At 59.6% G+C, this 21,493-nt stretch carries 18 protein-coding genes; 16 read left to right on the forward strand and 2 right to left on the reverse strand.

Annotated features, from left to right (window positions below; all coding sequences use genetic code 11):
- Positions 1-32: 32 nt before the first annotated feature.
- The 6 genes from rhaS to BLR72_RS02660 all read left to right on the forward strand — a co-directional run bounded on the left by rhaS (position 33) and on the right by BLR72_RS02660 (position 6,302).
- Positions 33-1,031 carry a rhamnose ABC transporter substrate-binding protein gene (gene rhaS, locus BLR72_RS02635; protein WP_027233147.1) on the forward strand — a complete coding sequence of 333 codons (999 nt, stop codon included), beginning with the start codon at positions 33-35 and terminating at the stop codon, positions 1,029-1,031.
- A 65-nt stretch (positions 1,032-1,096) separates the two neighbouring features.
- Complete coding sequence (locus BLR72_RS02640; protein WP_091944815.1) at positions 1,097-2,617, forward strand: sugar ABC transporter ATP-binding protein; 1,521 nt, start codon at positions 1,097-1,099, stop codon at positions 2,615-2,617.
- Between the two features lie 4 nt (positions 2,618-2,621).
- The gene (locus tag BLR72_RS02645) at positions 2,622-3,620 is read left to right on the forward strand and encodes an ABC transporter permease (protein ID WP_091946511.1); all 999 of its coding nucleotides are present in this window, start codon (positions 2,622-2,624) and stop codon (positions 3,618-3,620) included.
- Complete coding sequence (locus BLR72_RS02650; protein ID WP_091944818.1) at positions 3,617-4,618, forward strand: ABC transporter permease; 1,002 nt, start codon at positions 3,617-3,619, stop codon at positions 4,616-4,618. The genes BLR72_RS02645 and BLR72_RS02650 overlap by 4 nt, the downstream gene beginning before the upstream one ends.
- Positions 4,615-4,938 carry an L-rhamnose mutarotase gene (rhaM, locus tag BLR72_RS02655; RefSeq protein WP_027233151.1) on the forward strand — a complete coding sequence of 108 codons (324 nt, stop codon included), beginning with the start codon at positions 4,615-4,617 and terminating at the stop codon, positions 4,936-4,938. Before BLR72_RS02650 ends, rhaM begins: the two co-directional genes overlap by 4 nt.
- Complete coding sequence (locus tag BLR72_RS02660; protein ID WP_091944821.1) at positions 4,935-6,302, forward strand: FGGY-family carbohydrate kinase; 1,368 nt, start codon at positions 4,935-4,937, stop codon at positions 6,300-6,302. Before rhaM ends, BLR72_RS02660 begins: the two co-directional genes overlap by 4 nt.
- Positions 6,303-6,348: 46 nt before the next feature.
- Here the strand turns inward: BLR72_RS02660 and BLR72_RS02665 are convergent, their stop codons facing one another.
- Entirely contained in the window at positions 6,349-7,689 is a 1,341-nt protein-coding gene (locus BLR72_RS02665; RefSeq protein ID WP_348271818.1) for a dicarboxylate/amino acid:cation symporter, read from the reverse strand.
- A gap of 233 nt (positions 7,690-7,922) precedes the next feature.
- Between BLR72_RS02665 and BLR72_RS02670 the strand changes: the two genes are divergently transcribed.
- Together BLR72_RS02670 and BLR72_RS02675 are read left to right on the forward strand one after the other, a co-directional pair.
- Entirely contained in the window at positions 7,923-9,773 is a 1,851-nt protein-coding gene (locus BLR72_RS02670) for a sensor histidine kinase (protein ID WP_091944826.1), read from the forward strand.
- Entirely contained in the window at positions 9,770-11,128 is a 1,359-nt protein-coding gene (locus tag BLR72_RS02675) for a sigma-54-dependent transcriptional regulator (RefSeq protein ID WP_091944829.1), read from the forward strand. Before BLR72_RS02670 ends, BLR72_RS02675 begins: the two co-directional genes overlap by 4 nt.
- Here the strand turns inward: BLR72_RS02675 and BLR72_RS02680 are convergent.
- Positions 11,125-12,255 (reverse strand): LacI family DNA-binding transcriptional regulator, encoded by a 1,131-nt coding sequence (locus BLR72_RS02680; RefSeq protein WP_036815189.1) that lies wholly within the window; start codon positions 12,253-12,255, stop codon positions 11,125-11,127. The genes BLR72_RS02675 and BLR72_RS02680 overlap by 4 nt on opposite strands.
- 167 nt (positions 12,256-12,422) lie before the next feature.
- Between BLR72_RS02680 and BLR72_RS02685 the strand changes: the two genes are divergently transcribed.
- From BLR72_RS02685 to BLR72_RS02720, 8 genes are all read left to right on the forward strand, one after another.
- Positions 12,423-13,403, forward strand: a complete 981-nt coding sequence (locus BLR72_RS02685; protein WP_027233156.1) for an ABC transporter substrate-binding protein — start codon at positions 12,423-12,425, stop codon at positions 13,401-13,403.
- Between the two features lie 99 nt (positions 13,404-13,502).
- A complete protein-coding gene (locus tag BLR72_RS02690) occupies positions 13,503-15,041 on the forward strand; it encodes a sugar ABC transporter ATP-binding protein (protein ID WP_091944832.1) in 1,539 nt (512 codons plus the stop codon).
- Between the two features lie 44 nt (positions 15,042-15,085).
- Complete coding sequence (locus tag BLR72_RS02695; protein ID WP_091946516.1) at positions 15,086-16,033, forward strand: ABC transporter permease; 948 nt, start codon at positions 15,086-15,088, stop codon at positions 16,031-16,033.
- A complete protein-coding gene (locus tag BLR72_RS02700) occupies positions 16,030-17,007 on the forward strand; it encodes an ABC transporter permease (protein WP_091944835.1) in 978 nt (325 codons plus the stop codon). Before BLR72_RS02695 ends, BLR72_RS02700 begins: the two co-directional genes overlap by 4 nt.
- Positions 17,008-17,009: 2 nt before the next feature.
- Positions 17,010-18,029, forward strand: a complete 1,020-nt coding sequence (locus BLR72_RS02705; RefSeq protein ID WP_091944839.1) for an aldose epimerase family protein — start codon at positions 17,010-17,012, stop codon at positions 18,027-18,029.
- A gap of 53 nt (positions 18,030-18,082) precedes the next feature.
- Positions 18,083-19,402: an NAD(P)H-dependent oxidoreductase gene (locus BLR72_RS02710; RefSeq protein ID WP_091944842.1), complete on the forward strand. Its 1,320-nt coding sequence runs from the start codon at positions 18,083-18,085 to the stop codon at positions 19,400-19,402.
- 53 nt (positions 19,403-19,455) lie between these two features.
- Entirely contained in the window at positions 19,456-20,496 is a 1,041-nt protein-coding gene (pdhA, locus tag BLR72_RS02715; RefSeq protein WP_027232000.1) for a pyruvate dehydrogenase (acetyl-transferring) E1 component subunit alpha, read from the forward strand.
- Positions 20,493-21,491: an alpha-ketoacid dehydrogenase subunit beta gene (locus BLR72_RS02720; protein WP_091944846.1), complete on the forward strand. Its 999-nt coding sequence runs from the start codon at positions 20,493-20,495 to the stop codon at positions 21,489-21,491. Before pdhA ends, BLR72_RS02720 begins: the two co-directional genes overlap by 4 nt.
- Positions 21,492-21,493: the final 2 nt, after the last annotated feature.

A 21,493-nucleotide genomic window follows, 5' to 3' on the forward strand; every position in this document is an offset into this window, starting at 1 on the left:
AACGCATGGTTCAAACTCTGGGAGGACAGACAATGAAACTATTGAAGAAACTCATACTGGGATCGGCATTCGCCGTTGCCATGCTCGCAACGCAGGCGCAGGCCGCTGATACGGTAAAGATCGGGCTGGTCGTCAAATCGCTGGGCAATGGCTTCTTCGAAGCTGCCAACAAGGGCGCGCAGGAAGCTGCCAAGGAACTCGGCGGCGTCGAAGTCATCTATACCGGTCCGACCTCGACCACGGCGGAAGGCCAGATCGAGGTGATCAACGCTTTGATCGCGCAGAATGTGAACGCCATCGCTGTCTCGGCTAACGATCCCGATGCGCTTGTGCCGGCACTGAAGAAGGCCATGGCCCGCGGCATCAAGGTTATTTCCTGGGACTCGGCTGTCGGCAAGGATGGCCGCATCATGCACCTCAATCCGTCATCCAACGAACTCATTGGCAAGATGTGCCTGCAACTCGCCGCCAACCATCTGAAGGACGGCAAGGGTGATTTCGCCATTCTCTCGGCAACCACCACCTCGACCAACCAGAACACCTGGATTGCCGAGATGAAAAAGCAGTTGCCGAACTTCCCGGGCCTCAACCTCGTTACCACCGTCTATGGCGATGACCTTTCCGACAAGAGTTACCGCGAAGCACAGGGCATCCTCACCTCCCAGCCGAACGTGAAGGTCATCGTCGCGCCGACGACGGTCGGTGTCCTTGCGGCCTCGCAGGCCGTCGCTGATGCCAAGAAGATCGGCGATGTCTATGTCACAGGCCTCGGCCTGCCTTCGGAGATGGCCGGCGCTATCAAGTCGGGCGTTACCAAGGAATTCGCCATCTGGAACCCGATCGACCTTGGCTACTCAGCCACCGAAATCGCTTATCGCCTCGTCAAGGGCGAGACGGACGGCGCGCCGGGCAGCGAGATCGATGCCGGCCGCATGGGCAAGATCAAAGTGGGCGAGAACGGCGAAGCCGCCATGGCCGATCCATTCGTCTACAACGCAACGAACATCGACCAGTTCTCGAAAATCTTCTGATTTTCGACACTGCCCCCCGCCCGGCAGCACGTCTGCCGGGCATTCCTTCACTCTCGGAATGTTCGATGAACCAGATTGCCATGTCAGATCAACGCCTGGGGACGCCGCTTCTCGAAATGCGCGGAATCTCCAAGTCGTTTCCCGGCGTCAAGGCACTCAACGACGTCAACATTGCCCTCTATGCGGGGAAGGTGACGGCGCTGATCGGCGAGAATGGCGCGGGCAAGTCGACCCTGGTGAAGATTCTGACCGGGATTTACCATTCTGATGAAGGCGAGATCCGCGTCGATGGCGATGCCGTCAGCTTTACCAATGCGCAGGACGCCATCGATTTCGGCGTTACGGCGATCCATCAGGAGACGGTGCTCTTCGACGAATTGTCGGTGGCCGAAAACATCTTTCTCGGCCACGCGCCGAAGACCAGGCTCGGTTTCGTCAACTGGAAAGCCGTCAATGCGCGGGCTCTTGCGCTGTTGCATTCCCTTGAAAGCAATATCGATCCACGCACCCGCCTGAAAAATCTTTCGATCGCACAGCGCCACCTCGTGGCGATTGCGCGGGCGCTCTCCGTCGACGCTCGCATCGTCATCATGGACGAGCCGACAGCGGCACTGTCGCGCAAGGAGGTCGATGATCTGTTTCAGATCGTTCGGCGGCTGAAGGGACAGGGCAAGGCGGTTCTTTTCATCAGCCACAAGTTCGACGAAGTTTATGAGATCGCCGACAACTATGCGGTGTTCCGCGACGGCAAGGCTGTCGGCAGCGGCGTGCTCGCCGGCACCGGGCAGGACGAGATCGTGCGGCTTATGGTTGGCCGTTCCATCGAGCATGCCTTCCCCAAGGTCGAGATTCCGCTCGGTGAAGCGGTGCTGTCCGTCGAGAACTACACGCATCCGACGGAATTTCGCGATATCACCTTCACGCTGAGGAAAGGGGAGATTTTCGGCATCTATGGCCTGGTGGGTGCCGGTCGTTCGGAGATCTGCCAATCCCTGTTTGGCGTGACCAGGCCGTCTGGCGGCAAACTGCGGCTTCATGGCGAAGAAATCACGATCGGCTCTCCCGGCGAGGCGATCAAGGCTGGTATCGTCTACGTTCCGGAAGAGCGCGGCCGTCACGGCGCGGTTTTGGAACTGCCGATCTACCAGAACATATCGCTGCCTTCGCTGACGCGCACGTCGCGCTCCGGCTTTTTGCGCGCGGCCGCGGAGTTCGCGCTTGCCAGGAAATACTCCGAACGGTTCGATCTTCGCGCCGCGGCGCTTTCTGTTCCTGTCGGAACGCTCTCGGGCGGCAACCAACAGAAGGTCGTCATCGGCAAATGGCTGGCGACACAGCCGAAGATCCTCATCCTTGATGAGCCGACCAAAGGTATCGACATCGGGTCGAAGGCGGCCGTTCACGCATTCATCAGCGAGCTCGCCGGCGAAGGCCTTAGCATCATCATGGTTTCCTCTGAGCTGCCGGAAATTCTCGGCATGTCCGACCGTGTGCTCGTCATGCGCGAAGGGCTTTCAGCGGGCATTTACGAGCGAAACCACCTCAATGCCGAGACGCTGGTTCGAGCCGCAACCGGGAATGCGTGAAATGATCAGACAGTTGTTCAAATATCGCGAAATGCTGCTGGTGGTGGTCATCGCCATTCTCGTCGCAGCATTTTCCACGCGCTCACCCGGCTTTGCCCGCCCTGCCAATCTTGCGAACATCTTTAACGATACGTCGATCCTGATTATTCTCGCGCTCGGCCAGATGACGGTGATCCTGACGAAGTCTATCGACCTTTCCGTCGCCGCCAACGTGGCATTTACCGGCATGGCGGTGGGGATGTTGAATGCGGCTCATCCCGATTTGCCGCTCGCCGCCATCGTGCTTGTGACTCTCGGCATAGGCGCTGTCCTTGGTGCAATCAACGGTCTGTTCGTCTGGAAGCTGGGCATCCCCTCGATCGTCGTCACGCTCGGAACCCTGACGATTTATCGCGGCATGGCGTTCGTTCTTTCCGGGGGCGCCTGGGTTAACGCTCACCAGATGACCGAGCCCTTCTTGCAGACGCCGCGGCAGCTCTTTCTCGGCTTGCCGCTTCTCGGTTGGACGGCAATCGTTATCGTCGGTATCATGTATCTCATCATGTCGCGCACGTTCCTCGGACGCGCTATCTATGCTTCCGGTGGTAACCCCACGGCAGCAGTCTATGCAGGCATCGATGTCGGGCGGACGCGGTTCTATGCTTTCGTGATCTCCGGCACGCTTGCCGGGCTCTGCGCCTATCTTTGGGTATCGCGCTATGCGGTGGCCTATGTCGATATCGCTGCCGGTTTCGAACTCGATACCGTCGCAGCTTGCGTCATCGGCGGAATCTCGACCCTTGGCGGAATCGGAACCGTAGCGGGCGCGGTGCTCGGAGCTCTGTTTCTCGGTGTCATCAAGAATGCGCTGCCGGTCATCGACATATCGCCCTTCGCCCAGATGGCGATTTCGGGTTCGGTGATTATTGCCGCCGTCATATTCAACGCGCGCCAGGAACGCCGCCGGGGCCGCATCATCCTGCGCGATCGCGGTGCATCAGAAGAGATAGGGGTGGCAGCATGAGCGCGGTTTCCGAAAGACGACAGATTCCCGATCGCCTCGGCACATCCACGACGCGGCTGTTCGCGAGTTGGGAAGCGCTCCTATTCATGGTGGCGGTACTGATCTTCATCGCCAACGCCTTCGCCTCGCCCTACTTCCTCAACGCATGGAATCTATCGGACGCGACGTTCAACTTCACCGAAAAGGCCATGGTCGCCTTTGCCATGGCGCTGCTGATCATTTCCGGCGAGATCGACCTTTCGGTGGCCGCAATTATCGCCCTCGCCTCTACCGCCATGGGCGCGGCGGCGCAGGCAGGCATCGGCACCCCCGGACTCGTCCTCATCGGCATTGGCGTTGGCCTCGGCTGCGGCCTCATCAATGGTATTCTCGTGGCAGGACTGCGGTTGCCGTCCATTGTCGTGACCATTGGCACGATGAGCCTGTTTCGCGGCATCGCCTACATTGTGCTTGGCGATCAGGCCTATGGCGGCTATCCACCTTCGTTCGCCTATTTCGGCCAGGGCTATGTGTTCTGGGTCATTTCCTTCGAGTTTTTTCTTTTTGGCGTGCTTGCCGTGATTTTCGCAGTCGTCCTGCACGCGACCAATTTCGGTCGCCGCATCTATGCGATCGGCAACAACGAGTTCGCGGCGCGTTTCTCCGGCATCCATGTCGAGCGCATCAAATTCACCCTGTTCCTTTTGACGGGTCTCATGGCGGGAATTGCTTCCGTTTGCCTGACCTCGCGTCTTGGATCGACACGCCCCTCGATCGCGCAAGGCTGGGAACTCGAGATCGTCACCATGGTCGTTCTTGGCGGCGTCTCGATCCTCGGCGGCTCGGGAACGATTGGCGGCGTCGTTATCGCAGCCTTCGTCATGGGGCTCGTGACGTTCGGACTAGGGCTCCTCAATGTGCCCGGCATTGTAATGTCGATCTTCATCGGGTTGCTGCTGATCACAACGATTACCCTGCCGATCGTCATCCGCCGGTTGGGACGCAGGAAGCCAGCATGAGCGAGCTTGAAAAATACGCTTTCAAGATGCACCTCAATCCTGGCATGGAAGCCGAGTATCGACGCCGCCACGATGCGATCTGGCCGGAACTCGTCAGTCTTCTCCATGATGCGGGCGTCAGCGACTATTCGATTCATCTAGACCGCGAAACCAACACGCTCTTTGGTGTCTTGACGCGCCCGAGTGATCACGGAATGCAAGGTCTGCCCGATCATCCGGTCATGAAGAAATGGTGGGCGCATATGGCGGACATCATGGCGACCAATGAGGACAACTCGCCGGTGCAGAGCGAACTTGTCTGCCTGTTCCATATGCCATGACGTCGCGCCACAACATAGCCGTCCTCGATATAGGCAAGACCAATGCCAAAGTGGTGGTCGTCGATGCCGCGACTGGAACCGAGATTGCCGCGCGCAGCGTTGCTAACACCGTCATCCGCGAGGGCCCCTATCCGCATTACGATGTAGATGCGCTCTGGGATTTTGTTGTCGGCGCACTGGCAAGTTTCGTCATAGCGCCGGGTGTCGATGCGATTTCCGTTACAGCACACGGGGCGGCGGCGGCGCTGCTCGGCGATGATGCGCTGGCAATGCAGGTGATCGATTACGAATATGAATACCCGGAAACCGTGCGCTCCGCTTACAGGAAGCTGCGCCCGCCCTTTGCGGAGACAAGTTCACCGCTTCTTTCCGGAGGATTGAATGTCGGTGCGCAGATACATTTTCAGAAGACCGAGTTTCCTGAAGCCTTCGCCAAGGTGCGCACGATCCTAACCTATGCTCAATATTGGGTGTGGCGGTTGACGGGAATTGCCGCCAACGAGGTTACCTCGCTCGGCTGTCACACGGATCTGTGGAATCCGCAGGCAAATGCCTATTCGAGCCTCGTCGATACCTTGGGTATTCGTGATCTGATGGCGCCAATTCGCTCCGCCTTTGAGCGGATCGGCAATTTGACGCCCGCTGTCGCAGGTAAGATCGGCGGCGATAGGGCTATCCCGGTCTATTGCGGCCTTCATGATTCCAACGCTTCGCTGCTTCCCCACCTTATGACCCGAAAATCGCCCTTCGCGGTCGTATCGACCGGAACCTGGGTCGTTTCATTTGCCGTCGGCGGGCAGCTCGACCGCCTTGATCCTGACCGGGACACGCTCGCGAATGTCGATGCCAACGGCCATGCCGTGCCTTCGGCTCGGTTCATGGGCGGGCGTGAATTCGACATTCTCACCGCAGGCGACAAGCGCGAACCCGATGCCGGTACGCTGCGCGATGTTGTGGACAGACGGCTGATGATTTTGCCGGGCGTCGTCAATGGGTCCGGCCCCTTCCCGCAGCGTAAAGCCGTTTGGCCGAACGGGGAACCTTCGGATGCAATGGAGCGAAATTCCGCAGCTTCGCTCTATGCCGCCTTGATGACGCACACCTGCCTTGGACTGATCGGCGCTTCGGGGCCGACTGTTGTGGAGGGTCCGTTTTCGCGCAACGGCGTTTACCTCTCGGCGCTGCGCTCTCTTACCAGCCGCGAGATCATTGCGTTGCCAGGCTCGACGGGTACAAGCCTCGGAGCCGCTTTGCTCGCTGGCGCCACATGTGATCTTCAACAGTCGAGCGTTATGGTTGAGCCCCTTGACGAAGAATTTCTGGCCTATGCCGCGAAATGGCATGAGCGACTGTCCGACAAATGAATAAGGCGGGCTCTTGAGCCCGCCTTCGCTTCGAGACGCTGGAGTATTATTCCGCGGGGACGAGTGCCTCGTCTTCGCTGAAGCCTCCGTTGAGGGCGAGATCAAACTGGTTCTTGTCGAACTCGCCTTCCCAGCGGGCAACTACGATCGTGGCAACTGCATTGCCGACGAGATTGGTGAGGGCGCGGCATTCGGACATGAAGCGATCGATGCCGAGGATGAGTGCCATACCGGCAACGGGGACCGCGGGAACGACCGACAGGGTGGCAGCAAGGGTGATGAAGCCCGCCCCGGTAATGCCGGCAGCGCCTTTCGAACTCAACATTGCAACGAGCAGCAGGAGCACCTGGTCGGTAAGCGTCAGCGGTGTGTTGGTCGCCTGGGCGATGAACAGGGCCGCCAGGGTCATATAGATGTTGGTGCCGTCAAGATTGAAGGAATAGCCGGTGGGAATGACCAGGCCGACGACGGATTTCTTGCAGCCCGCCTTCTCCATCTTGGCCATCAGTGTCGGCAATGCCGCTTCCGACGAACTCGTACCGAGGACCAGAAGCAGTTCTTCCTTGATATAGCGGATCAGCGCGAGAATGGAGAAGCCGTTATACCAGGCGACGGCGCCAAGGACGAAGAACACGAAGAGCAGCGAGGTCAGATAGAAGGTTCCGATCAGCATGATCAGATTGGCGACCGAGCCGATACCGTATTTGCCGATTGTAAAGGCCATCGCGCCGAAAGCGCCGATTGGGGCGGCTTTCATCAGGATCGCAACCAGCTTGAAGATCGGGGCGGCAAGAGCCTGCAGGAAGTTGGTGATCGGCTCTGCCCTTTCGCCGACCATTGCCAGCGACACGCCGAAGAGAACCGAGAAGAACAAGACCTGCAGGATGTCGCCGGAGGCAAACGCACCGACGATCGTTGTCGGGATGATATTGGTGAGGAACCCGACGACGCTCTGTTCATGCGCCTGCTGCGTATAGGTTGCCACTGCCTTTGCATCGAGCGATGCCGGATCGATATTCATGCCCGCGCCGGGCTGAACGAGATTGGCAACGATAAGGCCGACGATGAGCGCAAGGGTCGAGAAGGTAAGGAAATAGATCATTGCCTTGCCGGCGACGCGGCCGACTTTCTTCAGGTCGCTCATCCCGGCAATGCCGGTGGAGACCGTCAGGAAAATGACGGGGGCGATGATCATCTTGACGAGCTTGATGAAAGCATCGCCGAGCGGCTTCATGCTCGTGCCGATTTCCGGATAGAAATGGCCGAGCAGAATGCCGATGGTAATCGCAACGATGACCTGGAAATAGAGATGGGCGTAAATTGGTGTCTTGCCGCGCGATGGCTGCGGCGCTGTGTTGATTGTCACAGGACTCATGACTTCCTCCATGGTATGAGCCGCGTCTGGCAGAAACGCCTGTCAGCCTCCCGAGGCTCGGTTAGGGCTGGAATGGTCCATGCCTTGAGATTTGGTTTTGCAAGCGTCGTGCCAGTTTCGTGCAACTTAATAAACCATTGAAAACAAATGATATTATTTGCACATAAGAATGGGTTGCTGTGTATCCGTGCGAAGTTTCGCACGATATTATTGTTATTTGTGCGGATTTATGCACAGGTGGATTAATGGAGCACGCTTCAGAAATCGGTCCTGTCGACGCCTATGGCAAGTCAAAGCCTGTGGCGAAATATGTTTTCGCCGTCGTTGCGGCAATCCTGATCGGCGCATGCCTTTTGGGCGCGGCGCGCTATGGTCGCGAACGCGCCTATGACTCGCTGCGGGCTCGCGCACAAAGCAGCGCCGAGCTTAACGCCGTCCTCTTGCGGACGGTGCTTGAAAAGCAGCGGTCCCTGCCGCTGGTGCTTTCGCAAGACCGTGACGTTCTCAGCGCCCTGTCGTCGGGCAGTGAGAGCATGTTCAAGCTGATTAACGGCAGGCTCGAAAGCCTCGTTCCCGGAACCCGGGCGGCTGTCATTTACCTTCTCAATGCCAATGGCCTTGCGGTTGCCGCGAGCAATTGGCGTGAACCCACCAGTTTCGTCGGCATCGATTACAGCTTCCGTCCCTATTATACGCGGGCGGTGGAAAATGGTAGCGCCGAGCACTACGCACTTGGAACCATAAGCAAGCGTCCTGGCCTTTATATTTCCAAGCGGATCGACGGTCCTTCCGGTCTCCTCGGGGTGATTGTTGTGAAGGTCGAGTTCGATGAACTGGAAACCGATTGGCGCAAAAACAGCGACCCGACCTTCGTCACCGACCAGCGCGGCATCGTCCTGATCACCAGTTTCCCTGAATGGCGCTTCATGACTCGCGAGGCGGTTCCCGCCGACCAGAAGCGGCCGCTGCGCGAAAGTCTCCAGTTTGGCGATGCGCCGCTGGAGCCCCTTAATGTCATTCCTGCTTTGCCGCAAAGTCAGCCTGATATCGTGGCGGCGCGCTTGCCCGGCGCGACCAAGAGCGCGGAGTTCGTGCGTGTCGAAGCTGCGGTGCCAACCACCAACTGGACGTTGCAGCTGTTAACGCCATCGACAGCCGCCGTGGCAGAAGCAACCCGCACGGCGCTTTCTCTCGCACTGCTCGTGCTCGCCCCGTTGGCCGGACTGGCGGCATTTGTCATGCGGCGTCGGGGCCTTGCACTGCGCCGGGCCCGCGAGCAGGACGCGGCCCGGATCGAGCTTGAACGCCGGGTGGCCGCACGCACGGCCGATCTCAGCGCCGCCCACGCGGAACTCGTCATGGAATCGGAAGAGCGGCAGAAGACGGAAGCAAAGCTCCAAACGGTTCAGCAGGAACTTGTACAGGCAAACCGCCTCGCCATCCTCGGGCAGGTCACAGCCGGCGTCGCCCATGAGATCAACCAGCCTGTCGCCGCGATCCGCGCCTATGCCGATAACGCCCAGATCTTTCTTGACCGCACGCAGTTCGATTCCGCCAAGGCAAATCTCGCATCGATTGCCGGGCTCACCGAACGGATCGGCAGCATCACGGATGAACTGCGTACATTTTCACGCAAGGGCACGGGCGACACCGGTCGAATCGCCGTCTGCGACATCATCGATGGTGCCATGCTTCTGCTCGGTAGCCGGTTTCGCCAGACGGTAGGACACATCATGACCGACATCCCGCCTCCCGAAATCAAGGTGAACGGCAATCGCATCCGGCTCGAACAGGTACTTATCAACCTCATGCAGAACGCCCTCGAGGCGACGGAAGGTGGGCCAAAAAGCCGTATCAATCTGCGCTATGCGGTGAACGAAGACGAAGTTGCGCTCATTGTTTCTGACAATGGCCCCGGTATTCCGGACGTCATCATGCAGGCGATGTTCACGCCGTTCAACACGTCGAAGGAGCGCGGCCTCGGCCTGGGGCTGGTCATCTGTCATGACATCGTCGCCGAATATGGAGGCCGTATCGAAATCGTATCGAGTTCGGGCGGGACGACGTTCACGGTGCATTTGCCGAGGGTCGCATGACGGATATCCAGCCAATTGTTGCTTTTGTCGATGATGATGACGAGTTGCGCAACGCCAATCGCCAGACGCTGGAACTTGCCGGTTTCAATGTCGCTCCCTTTGCCGATGCGATGAGCGCGCTGCGGTTTCTGACGCCGGATTTCCCGGGTATCGTCGTCACGGATGTGCGCATGCCGCATATGGACGGCTTCGAACTGTTCCGCCGGTTGGGCGCAGTCGATCCGGATCTGCCGGTTATCCTCATCACGGGGCATGGAGATATCGAAATGGCGGTCGAGGCCATGCACCAAGGAGCCTATGACTTCATCGCGAAACCTTTTGCCGCCGAGCGCCTGGTGCAGAGCATAGGGCGTGCGTTGGAGAAACGGCGGCTGGTGATCGAGAACCGCCAATTGCGCCTGGCACTCGAATCGTCCGACGAGGCGATGCCTCTGCTCGGCCAGACCCCGGTCATGCAGAATTTGCGCAAGACGTTACGCCATGTCGCCAATGCCGATGTCGATGTACTGATCGCCGGCGAAACTGGTACCGGCAAGGATGTGGCCGCCGGCCTCTTGCACGAATGGAGCCGCCGCAAGCAAGGAAATTTCGTCGCGCTCAATTGCGGGGCGCTACCGGACACGGTCATTGAAAGTGAATTGTTTGGCCATGAGGCGGGAGCGTTTACGGGGGCTCAGAAGAAACGCGTTGGGCGTATCGAACATGCGAGCGGCGGCACGCTATTCCTCGACGAGATCGAAAGCATGCCGCTTGCAACACAGGTTAAATTGCTGCGGGTTCTGGAGACGCGCGAAGTTGCGCCGCTCGGAACCAACGAGCACCGCTCCGTTGATCTGAGGGTCGTCGCTGCCGCGAAGGTCGATCTTGGCAGTCCCGAGCAGCGCGCCAATTTTCGTGAGGACCTGTTCTATCGTTTGAACGTCGTCACAGTCTCTATTCCGCCTTTGCGCGAGCGCAAGGACGATATCCCGCTTCTCTTCACGCACTTTCTCAACCGCGCGGCCGCTCGTTTCAAATCGGAACCGCCGGAATTTACAACTGCGATTCGCTCGCGGCTTATGGAGCACGACTGGCCGGGGAATGTGCGCGAGCTTGCGCATTTTGCTGAGCGGATGGCGCTTGGCCTCCACGATATTGCCGACGTCAAAACCAGTCAGGCGACGAACCCGAAAAGCTTGCCGGAGACCATGGAAAAGTACGAGGCGAAACTTATTCGCGATGCCCTTGCAGCAAATCAGGGTGATGTGCGAACGACAATCGAAGCGCTCGGCATACCCCGCAAGACGTTTTACGACAAACTGCAACGGCACGGCATCGATCGAAGCGACTATGTGAAGAGAAAATCCGAGGCCTAGCGATATGCGGCTTTCCGCTCAGCACAATCGGTCACTGACAGTCGCTCAACGAGCGGACATTCGAGCTTCGTCACCGGATAGCGCTTGGCCGGGTTGTGAAGATAGCTGTCGAGTTGCTCGATTGCCCAACGGCCCATGGCGCGATGCGGCAGAACAGAGGTGGAAAGCTGCGGATGCAGATGCCGTGAAATTTCCTCGTCGTCATAGCCGATGACGGAAATATCCTCGGGAATACGCAAGCCGGCTTCCTTCAATGCTTCATAGCAGCCAATGGCGGTTCGATCGTTCTGGCAAAAAATGGCGGTCGGCCTGTCGTCGAGCTCAAGCAGTTTTCGCGTCGCGGCATAGCCCGCACTTGCCGACCAGTCGCCTTCGATGACGAGTTGCGGGTCGAAGGGAATGTCGGCCGTGGCAAGGGCGCGCCTGTAACCTTTCAGGCGATCCTTGGCCGCTTCCATCCACGGTTCGCCAGTGATCGTGCCAATGCGGCGGTGGCCATGGTGAATGAGGTGGCGGGTCGAATGCTGGCCGCCGGCAATTTCGCTCGGCACAACGGCGGGAAAGGCGTGATCGGCCGAGTAGCAGTTCAAGAGTATGACCGGCACGTCGAGTTCATAGACCGCCTTGGGAAGCACCACCTCGCGGGTGAAGATCGCCATGTAGATGAGCGCCGATATGCCTTGCTCGCGCAGGGCATGGATGGTGCGTGGCTCCATTTCCGGATCATTCAGCGTCTGCGCTACAAGGATGATATTGCCGGCGTTCCATGACGCCTGCCGCGCACCCTCTATGGCGACAACGGCCTCGGGGCTTGTGGCGAGCTGATCGACCACGAAGCCGATCTTGCCTTCAATGCGAGGAATATGCGCTTCGCCAGGTTCCATGTGAGCAAAGCTCGGCGCGGCATACCCGAGGGTGCGCGCAGCTTCGATGACGCGCTCGCGCGTCTCGGCGGCGAGCTTGATGCCCGGAGTCTTGTTGAGAACGAATGAGACGGTCGCCTGCGAACATCCCGCTGCGCGGGCGATATCCGTCATGGTCACGCGTTTGCTTACCCGCTTGCGGCGGGTGGTCACGCGAGCCCTTTTGGGTTTCTCAGTGGGGTCTTTTTCCACTGTTTCGCTCATTTGCGTTGTTCACCCTCCTGCCCGGCGCAACGACTCGCCCCGAACCTCTGGCGATATTAGGAGCAGTTGATCCGACTAATCAATATAAATAATTATTGACTAATTTTTATAAGCAGCGATGATTGCTTAGTGGGACGACCCCGCTAGATTTCTGGGAGGGAATTTTTATGACCATCACTCGCCGCACTCTGCTTTTAACTTCGGCCGCGGGATTTGCTGCTGCCGTGTTTGCCGCCAACGCCTTTGCGGAATCGCCGCCGCTGAAGAAGAAAGATACCTACAAGGTTGGCTTTGCCCAGACCGAGAGCAACAACCCGTGGCGTCTCGCTCAGACCGCCAGCATGCAGGACGAAGCCAAAAAGCGCGGCTGGCAGCTCGTCTACACCGACGCCGCAAGTTCCGCCGCCAAGCAGGTCGCTGACGTCAATTCGATGATCGCCCAGGGCGTAGACCTCATCTTCCTGGCCCCGCGGGAAGAAAAACCGCTGATCCCGGCCATCAAGGCCGCCAAGAATGCCGGCATTCCGGTCATTCTGCTCGACCGTAATGTCGATGCCTCGCTTGCCAAGCCGGGTGAGGACTACGTTACCTTCATCGGTTCCAACTTCATCGAGGAAGGACAGCGCGTCGCCGATTGGCTCGTCAAGAATGCAAATGGCAAGACGACGATCATCGAACTTGAAGGCACCACCGGTTCGTCGCCCGCCAACGACCGCAAAAAAGGTTTTGACGACGTCATCGCCAAGAACTCGGACTTCAAGATCGTAGCCTCGCAGACCGGCGACTTCGCGCGCGACAAGGGCCGTCAGGTTGCGGAAACTCTGCTCCAGGCCCATCCCGACGCCAATGTCGTCTATGCCCACAATGACGAAATGGCCATTGGTGCCATTTCGGCTATCGAGGCTGCGGGCAAGGTGCCGGGCAAGGATATTCTCGTGCTTTCGATCGATGGCGGCAAGGAAGCCGTGCAAGGCGTTGTCGATGGCAAGATCGCGGCAGTCGTCGAATGCAATCCGCGGTTTGGTCCAAAAGCGTTTGATACGGCTGTCGCCTACGCAAACGGCGAAAAGATACCTGCCAAGCTCATCAATCCGGACCAGTTCTATGACGCGAGCAACGCCAAGGACCTGCTGAGCACCGCCTATTGATTTTATCAACATGCCAGCGCTCAATAGGGCGCTGGCCCTCCTTCGACGTATTCTATTCGGCGTCGAAGCTTTTCCACGTTCTGCAGAAACGGCTTGGTAATGAACACCGGTACACTTCTATCGATGACGGGGATCGACAAGCGGTTTGCCGGCATTTCGGCTCTGTCCGGCGCTTCATTCGAAGTGGGGCGCGGTGAGGTCCATGCCCTGATCGGCCAGAACGGTGCCGGGAAATCAACCCTGATCAAGGTGCTGACCGGTTATCATCGCCGCGATGCCGGCGAAGTGACGTTTGACGGCCGGCCGTTCGAGGTCTTTTCGCCACATCAGGCCCAGGCGAGCGGCATCAGCACGATCTACCAGGAGATCAACCTCGTCCCCTATCGCTCCATCACGGAAAACATCTGTCTTGGCCGGGAGGCACGGCGCTTCGGCTTTCTCGACTGGAAGCGCATGCACCAGGAAGCCGAAACATTGCTGCAGCGATTCAACGTGCGTATCGACGTGCGCCGCCCGTTGATGGAATTCAACACGGCGACCCAGCAGATGGTCGCCATTGCCCGCGCCATCGGTTTTTCTGCCAAGCTGGTCATTATGGACGAGCCAACCTCGTCGCTCGACGAACGCGAGGTGAGCGTGCTCTTCGACGTTATCCGCCAATTGAAGCAAGAGGGCGTCTCGGTCATTTTCGTCAGCCACAAGCTCGATGAACTTTACGAAGTTTGCGATCGCGTCACGATCATGCGCGATGGGCGGACCATCAAATCTGCGCGGATGATCGAGATCGACAAGATCGGGCTTGTCTCTTCCATGCTTGGACGCACGATAGACCGCGCCGAAGGGCATGCGACCGCCTTCAGCGAGCGGGATCGACGCAAGATTGGCGATGTTCTGTTGTCGGCCGAAAATCTCGCAATCAACCAGGCGGTCCAGGATGTTTCCTTCGACGTACGGCAGGGCGAAATTGCGGGGTTTGCTGGTCTCCTCGGTGCGGGGCGCACCGAGACGGCGCGGCTTGTCTTCGGCATCGACCGGCCACGCGCCGGTACGATGCAACTCGACGGGCAAAAATTCGCACCACGCGGCCCCGCAGAAGCAATTGCCGCAGGGATGGGATTTTGCACCGAGGACCGCAAGAGCGAAGGCATCGTGCCTGAAATGAGCGTGGCCGAAAACATGATGCTGGCCTTGATGCCGAAACTCAGCAAATCCGGTGTCATCGACGAGAAGGCGCAGCGCGAAATCGTCGAACGTTTCATCAAGCAACTCGGCGTAAAATGTTCGGGACCTGACCAGAAAGTGCGCGAACTTTCCGGCGGTAACCAGCAGAAGGTCCTTCTGGGACGGTGGCTCGCCATGAACCCGCGCCTGCTCATCCTCGACGAACCGACGCGTGGCATCGATGTCGGCGCCAAAGGCGAGATCCAGTCATTGATCAAATCGCTCGCCGATGAAGGCCTCGCGGTATTGATGATCTCATCCGAGCTCGAAGAAGTCACCGAGGGCGCCGACAGGGTCTTCGTCCTGCGGGAGGGCTTGAGCGTTGCCACGTTTGACCGCAGTGAGGCGACGGAGGATGCGGTGATGTCGGCCATGGCGCATGGCAGCCCGCCGACGATTGCGGAGGCCCTGTCTTGACCGACACGACCCGGCAGCAGAGCGTTTCGCGACCCTTCGTCCCCATGGATTTCATGGCGCGCTACGGTACCCTGATTGCGCTCGTTGCGCTCCTTCTCTTCAATTTTGCTTTTACCCGTAATTTTGCGACGATGCAGACGCTCAACGTCAACCTTACGCAGGTCTGCACCATCGTCATCGTTGCAGTGGGAATGACGCTTGTCATCGCAACCGGCGGCATCGATCTTTCCGTCGGCTCGCTGATGGCGATTTCAGGTGCGCTGGCACCGATGATCTTCCTGGGCAAGATCGTTCCGATCGACAATGTCGGCCTGGCAGTTGCTGCGGCCATGATCGTCTCGGTCGGCATTGCCGGGCTGCTCGGCCTTTTTAATGGCTGGCTAATCGCCAAGTTCCGCATTCAGCCGATTGTCGCGACACTCGTGCTTTTCATCGCCGGGCGCGGCATTGCCCAGGTGTTGACCAACGGTAATTTGCAGACCTTCCGCGTGCCGGAATTTCAGTTCATCGGTCTCGGCCGCATCTTCGGCATTCCTGTCCAGGTGGTGCTCATGGCGCTTTTGGTCGTCGCCGCCGCCTGGGTGCTGAGACGGACCGTCTTCGGCAGGCAGATTATCGCAATTGGCGGCAATGAACGGGCGGCGGAACTTGCGGGCATCGCGGTGTCGAAGGTGAAGCTGGCGGTTTACGCCATCAGCGGACTGTGCGCGGGGATAGCGGGACTCATCGTCATCGCCATCAACTCGTCGAGCGACGCCAACCTCGTGGGGCTCGGCATGGAGCTCGACGCGATCGCGGCCGTCGCGGTCGGCGGAACGCTTCTCAGCGGCGGGAAGGCAACCATCATCGGCACGCTTCTCGGCGCGATGACTATCCAGCTCGTTCGCTATACGCTGCTCGCCAATGGTGTGCCGGACGCAGCGGCCCTCGTCGTCAAGGCTGGCATAATCGTGCTCGCGGTCTGGATACAGCAACAGGGCAGGCGCGCATGACCAGAACCAGATTGATCTCCCTGCTTGGAAGTTATGGCGTCGTGGTTGCGTTGCTTTTGCTCGTCCTGTTTGGCTGGGCGCGCTACGACTATTTTCTCGGCTTCTTCAACATCACCAGCGTGCTCCGCTACAACTCCATGTTTGCGCTTGTCGCCCTCGGCATGTGTTTCGTCATCATGACCGGTGGCATCGATCTTTCGGTTGGTTCGACTGCGGCGCTCGGCAGTGTCGTTGCGGCGCTTGCCAGTCCCTATGGCGTCTGGATCGGACTAGGTTCCGGCGTCGGTGCTGGCCTCTGCGTCGGTCTCGTCAATGCGATCCTCGTGACGCGTCTGCGGATAATGCCTTTTGTCGCCACACTCGCCATGATGCTCGCCGCGAGCGGTACGGCGTTGCTGCTTGCCGACAATCAGTCGGTATCCGTATCCTATGACAGCGGCTTCACGTCGATCGGACAAGACAATTTCCTCGGTTTTCCCATTCCCGCTTGGATCGCGATTCTCGCCTATATCATCGGCTGGATCGTCCTGAACTTCACGGGAACGGGTCGCGGCGTCCTCGCCGTCGGCGGCAATGAGGACGCGACGCGCCTTATGGGTCTGCCGGCCGACCGGATCAAGTTCCTCGTGTACCTCGGAAGCGGCGGGCTTGCCGGGCTTGCCGGTGTGATCCTGGCCTCGCAATTCGGCGCCGGCCAGCCTATCGAGGGTGTCGGCTGGGAGCTTTTTGCCATTGCCGCAGTCGTTGTCGGCGGCACGTTGCTGACTGGCGGCGTCGGCTCGGTCGGGGCGACACTTGCCGGCGTGCTCCTTTTGGGCATCCTGTTCAATGTCCTCAATTTCGAGAACGGCAAGGGCTGGATATCGCTTTCGGCTTACTGGCAGTCGGTCATCCGCGGGCTCTTCCTGCTCGTCGTCGTCATGCTGCAGGCAAAGCTTGCCGCGCGCAGCCGAACCGTTGCAGGAGAACACTGATTTTGCGTGGCGTCACAAATACGAAAGACTTTGGTGAGTTCGAGGGCGACCCAGTATCGGAAGTCATCATTCGCTCTGCAGCGGGCGCGATTGCCCGCATATTGAATTGGGGCGCCGTTATCCGTGATCTGGAAGTCCCGCTTGCCGACGGCAGGCTCCAGCGCGTGGTGCTCGGTTTCGATGAATTCGCCCCCTACCCCCAGCGCTCACCCTATTTCGGCGCGCTCGTTGGGCGTTATGCCAATCGCATCGCCAATGGCAGCTTCGTGCTCGACGGCAAGACCATCGTTCTCGACCGCAATGAACGAGGTGTCCAAACCCTCCATGGGGGCAGCGGCGGCGTTTCCCAGCGTCTCTGGAAAATCTTCGACCACGACGAAAGTGCGGTAACCCTCACCCTCCACCTTCCGGACGGCGATCAGGGTTTCCCAGGCAATCTCGATGTGCGCTGCACGTATCGATTCGTGGAAGATGCGACGCTGCGCGTCGATATCGAAGCGACGGCCGATGCGCCGACGGTCGCGAATTTCGCGCAGCACAGCTATTTCAACCTCGACGGTTCGAACGACATTCGCGATCACCGCCTGCGCATCCTCGCCGACGCCTATACACCGGTCGATGCGGGTCTCATTCCCACCGGGGAGATCGCTCCGGTCGCCGGTTCGCCTTACGATTTCCGCTTGCCGCGCCGCATTGCCGTCGAGGGATCGACGCCCTATGACCACAATTTCGTCCTCTCCGAACCGTTGAGCCAGGGCATGCGATTTGCCGCGTCGCTTGCCGGCGGCAATGGCCTTGCCATGCAAGTTCATACCAGCGAGCCCGGCCTGCAGTTCTACGACGGCGCGATGATTCCTTCGCTTGTCGGTCTTGGCGGCAGAAACTACGGGCGGTTCGCCGGGCTGTGTCTTGAGGCGCAGCATTTCCCTGACAGTCCCAACCAGCCACATTTTCCAAGCACGATCCTCGTGCCGGGCGAAACCTACCGGCAGCGCACGGAATTTCGCTTCCACAGTTCCTAGACAATCGCGTCTTGCCGTCCTATTCCGGTCCCATAAAACCGGAGGACAATCAGATGAGCACCAATGTTGCACTGACGGGACTGGCGCGAGACATGCAGGCGCGGGCGGATGCCGGGCGGCCGATCCGCATCGGGCTGATCGGTTCGGGCGAGATGGGCACCGATATCGTAACGCGCGTTGCGCACATGCCGGGCATCGAGATCGGCGCGATCTCGGAACTGAAGCTGCCGAATGCGCTGAAAGCCGTCGACATCGCCTATCAGGAGAGCGGCCATGGCCGCGAGGTCGCCAATGCCGCGGCGCTGACGGCGGCGATGGAGGCCGGCAAGGTTGCCGTCACCGACGATGCCAATCTCATCCTTGAAAACGACCTCATCGACGTCGTCATCGATGCGACCGGGGTCCCGGCGGTCGGAGCCGAGATCGGCCTGCGGGCAATGGAGCACGGCAAGCACCTCGTGATGATGAATGTCGAGGCGGACGTGACCATCGGCGCCTACCTGAAGAGCGAGGCCGACCGGCTCGGCGTCACCTATTCGCTCGGCGCCGGCGACGAGCCGTCGTCGTGCATGGAACTCATCGAATTCGTCTCGGCCATGGGCCATCCGATCGTCGCCGCCGGCAAGGGCAAGAACAACCCGCTCAACATCGACGCCATTCCCGACGACTATGCCGAGGAAGCCGAACGCCGGCACATGAACGTGCGCATGCTGGTCGAGTTCGTCGACGGCTCGAAGACCATGGTGGAGATGGCGGCGATCGCCAATGCCACCGGGCTCGTGCCCGACAAGCCCGGCATGCACGGTCCGGCGGCAACGCTCGACCAGCTGTCGAAGACGCTGATCCCGGAAAAGGATGGCGGCGTGCTCTCACGGGTCGGCGTCGTCGACTATTCGATCGGCAAGGGCGTTGCCCCCGGCGTCTTCGTCGTTGCCGACATGTCGCATCCGCGCATTTCCGAGCGCATGGAAGATCTGAAGATGGGCAAGGGCCCGTACTTCACCTTCCACCGGCCCTATCACCTGACTTCGCTCGAAGTACCGCTGACCTGCGCCCGCGTCGTCCTTTACGGCAAGCCCGACATGGTGCCGCTGGCCAAGCCCGTGGCCGAGGTCTGCGCCGTCGCCAAGAAGGACATGCAGCCCGGAGAGAAGCTCGATGCCATCGGCGAATATTGCTACCGCGCCTGGATCATGACCGCGGCGGAAGCGCGCGAGGCCGGGGCAATCGCGTGCGGGCTTCTGCAGGGCGGCAGCGTCACGGCACCGATCCGCAAGGGCGAACTCATCACCAGCGCCAATGCCGCGCCGGTGCCAGGCTCGAAGATCGTCGAACTGCGCGCCCGCCAGGACAAGCTCGTCTACGGCGCATGAGCGAGAAGCAACAAGATTCGTACGACAGCCACTATCAGACAAGGAGCGCCGAAATGGCTTCCGCCAGAAGTTCAAATGCCAAACTGAAGGACGATGGCAGCAATCTTCCGTTTGCGTTCCGGCATTATCCGCCGGAACAGCTGAAGGAGGCGCTGCGCAAGATGTACCTCATCCGCCGTTTCGAGGAGGGGGCCGAAGAATCCTATACACGCGGCCTGATCCACGGCACGATGCACCTCTCCATCGGCCAGGAAGCAAGCGCCGTCGGCATCTCGCTGCCGCTTTCCGATGACGACATGATCACCTCGACGCATCGCGGCCACGGGCATTGCATCGCCAAGGGCGCAGAAGTCTCGAAAATGTTCGCCGAGTTCTTCGGGAAGGAAACGGGCTACTGCAAGGGCCGTGGCGGCTCCATGCATATTGCCGACGTATCCAAGGGCAACCTCGGCGCCAACGGGATCGTCGGCGGCGGGATTCCGATCGCCGTCGGCGCCGCTCTTTCCGCCAAGAAGCAGAAGAACGGCAAGGTCGTCATCTCCTATTTCGGCGATGGCGCCAATAATGAGGGTGCCTTCCACGAAGCGCTCAACATGGCTGCCGTCTGGAAACTGCCTGTCGTTTTCGTCTGCGAAAACAACGGCTATGGTATGTCCACTTCAACCAAGCGTTCAACAGCGGTTGCAAATGTTGCTGACCGGGCTGTGGCCTACAACATGCCGGGCGTCATTGTCGACGGCAACAACCTTTCCGAGGTTGCCGAGGCCTCGCATGAGGCTGTCGAGCGGGCGCGCCGCGGCGAAGGCCCGACGCTGATCGAGTGCAAGACCTACCGGCATCGCGGCCATTCCAAGAGCGACCGCAACCGTTACCGTACCAAGGAGGAGATTGAGGACTGGATCACCAACCGCGATCCAATCCTGCTCTTCCAGGAACAGTTGAAGGAGTTCGGCTTCGTTACCGACGGCGAAATCGAGGCGATCCGCGCCGACGCCGAGAAGGAAATCGCCGAAGCCATCGAATTTGCCAAGAACAGTCCGTCGCCCGATTTGAACAATCTCACCCGCGACGTTTATACGGTTGATATTCAATGAACGAGATCATTCGCGAAGTCAGCTATTCGCAGGCCATCCAGGAAGCCATGGCGATTGCCATGGAGGCGGATGAGCGTGTTTTCCTCATGGGCGAGGATATCGGCGTCTATGGCGGCGCCTTCCAGGTGACCGGCGATCTCGTTCATCGCTTTGGTGAAGACCGGGTCATGGATACGCCGATCTCGGAGCTTGGCGGCGCCGGCGTCGCGGTCGGTGCGGCGCTGACCGGCATGCGCCCGATCTTCGAATTCCAGTTTTCCGATTTTGCCGCGCTCGCCATGGAGCAGATCGTCAACCAGGCGGCAAAAATCAGGTACATGCTCGGCGGCGCGGTTTCGGTGCCGCTGGTCATGCGGTTTCCAGCGGGGTCCGGCACCGGCGCTGCCGCGCAGCACAGCCAGAGCCTCGAGGCATGGCTTGGCCACGTTCCAGGCCTGAAAGTGATCCAGCCGGCTACACCATACGACGCAAAGGGCATGCTGCTCGCTGCGATCGAGGATCCGGACCCGGTCATGATCTTCGAGCACAAGCTTCTCTACAAGATGAAGGGGCCGGTTCCTGAGGGTCACTATACCGTACCGATCGGCAAGGCCGCTATCGTGCGCGAAGGTACGGACCTGACCATCGTTGCTACGGCGATCATGGTGCACAAGGCGCTGGAAGCTGCCGAGGCGCTGGCCAAGGAAGGCATCAACATTGAAGTAATCGACCTGCGCACCGTGCGGCCGATGGACAAGGCGACAATCATCGCCAGCGTCAAGAAGACGTCGAAGCTGATGTGCGTTTACGAGGGCGTCAAGACGCTGGGCGTCGGCGCCGAGATCAGCGCCATGATCGCCGAGAGCGAAGCCTTCGATTATCTCGATGCGCCGATCGTGCGTCTCGGTGGCGCCGAAACGCCGATTCCGTACAATCCCGACCTTGAAAAAGCGACGGTGCCGCAAGTGCCCGGCATCATTGCGAGCGCCCGCGATCTCGCCAAAGGGGTACGCTAGTC

It is taken from the genome of Phyllobacterium sp. YR620, assembly GCF_900104165.1.
GTDB lineage: Bacteria > Pseudomonadota > Alphaproteobacteria > Rhizobiales > Rhizobiaceae > Phyllobacterium > Phyllobacterium pellucidum.

Bases quoted from the DNA above. Each gene is read 5' to 3' on its own strand.
- BLR72_RS02675 (WP_091944829.1), top strand. From the start codon at position 9,770: ATGACGGATATCCAGCCAATTGTTGCTTTTGTCGATGATGATGACGAG.
- BLR72_RS02710 (WP_091944842.1), top strand. From the start codon at position 18,083: ATGAGCACCAATGTTGCACTGACGGGACTGGCGCGAGACATGCAGGCG.
- BLR72_RS02700 (WP_091944835.1), top strand. From the start codon at position 16,030: ATGACCAGAACCAGATTGATCTCCCTGCTTGGAAGTTATGGCGTCGTG.
- pdhA (WP_027232000.1), top strand. From the start codon at position 19,456: ATGGCTTCCGCCAGAAGTTCAAATGCCAAACTGAAGGACGATGGCAGC.
- BLR72_RS02640 (WP_091944815.1), top strand. From the start codon at position 1,097: ATGAACCAGATTGCCATGTCAGATCAACGCCTGGGGACGCCGCTTCTC.
- rhaM (WP_027233151.1), top strand. From the start codon at position 4,615: ATGAGCGAGCTTGAAAAATACGCTTTCAAGATGCACCTCAATCCTGGC.
- BLR72_RS02665 (WP_348271818.1), bottom strand. From the start codon at position 7,689: ATGGAGGAAGTCATGAGTCCTGTGACAATCAACACAGCGCCGCAGCCA.
- BLR72_RS02695 (WP_091946516.1), top strand. From the start codon at position 15,086: ATGGATTTCATGGCGCGCTACGGTACCCTGATTGCGCTCGTTGCGCTC.
- BLR72_RS02670 (WP_091944826.1), top strand. From the start codon at position 7,923: ATGGAGCACGCTTCAGAAATCGGTCCTGTCGACGCCTATGGCAAGTCA.
- BLR72_RS02650 (WP_091944818.1), top strand. From the start codon at position 3,617: ATGAGCGCGGTTTCCGAAAGACGACAGATTCCCGATCGCCTCGGCACA.
- BLR72_RS02685 (WP_027233156.1), top strand. From the start codon at position 12,423: ATGACCATCACTCGCCGCACTCTGCTTTTAACTTCGGCCGCGGGATTT.
- BLR72_RS02720 (WP_091944846.1), top strand. From the start codon at position 20,493: ATGAACGAGATCATTCGCGAAGTCAGCTATTCGCAGGCCATCCAGGAA.
- rhaS (WP_027233147.1), top strand. From the start codon at position 33: ATGAAACTATTGAAGAAACTCATACTGGGATCGGCATTCGCCGTTGCC.
- BLR72_RS02660 (WP_091944821.1), top strand. From the start codon at position 4,935: ATGACGTCGCGCCACAACATAGCCGTCCTCGATATAGGCAAGACCAAT.
- BLR72_RS02690 (WP_091944832.1), top strand. From the start codon at position 13,503: ATGAACACCGGTACACTTCTATCGATGACGGGGATCGACAAGCGGTTT.
- BLR72_RS02680 (WP_036815189.1), bottom strand. From the start codon at position 12,255: ATGAGCGAAACAGTGGAAAAAGACCCCACTGAGAAACCCAAAAGGGCT.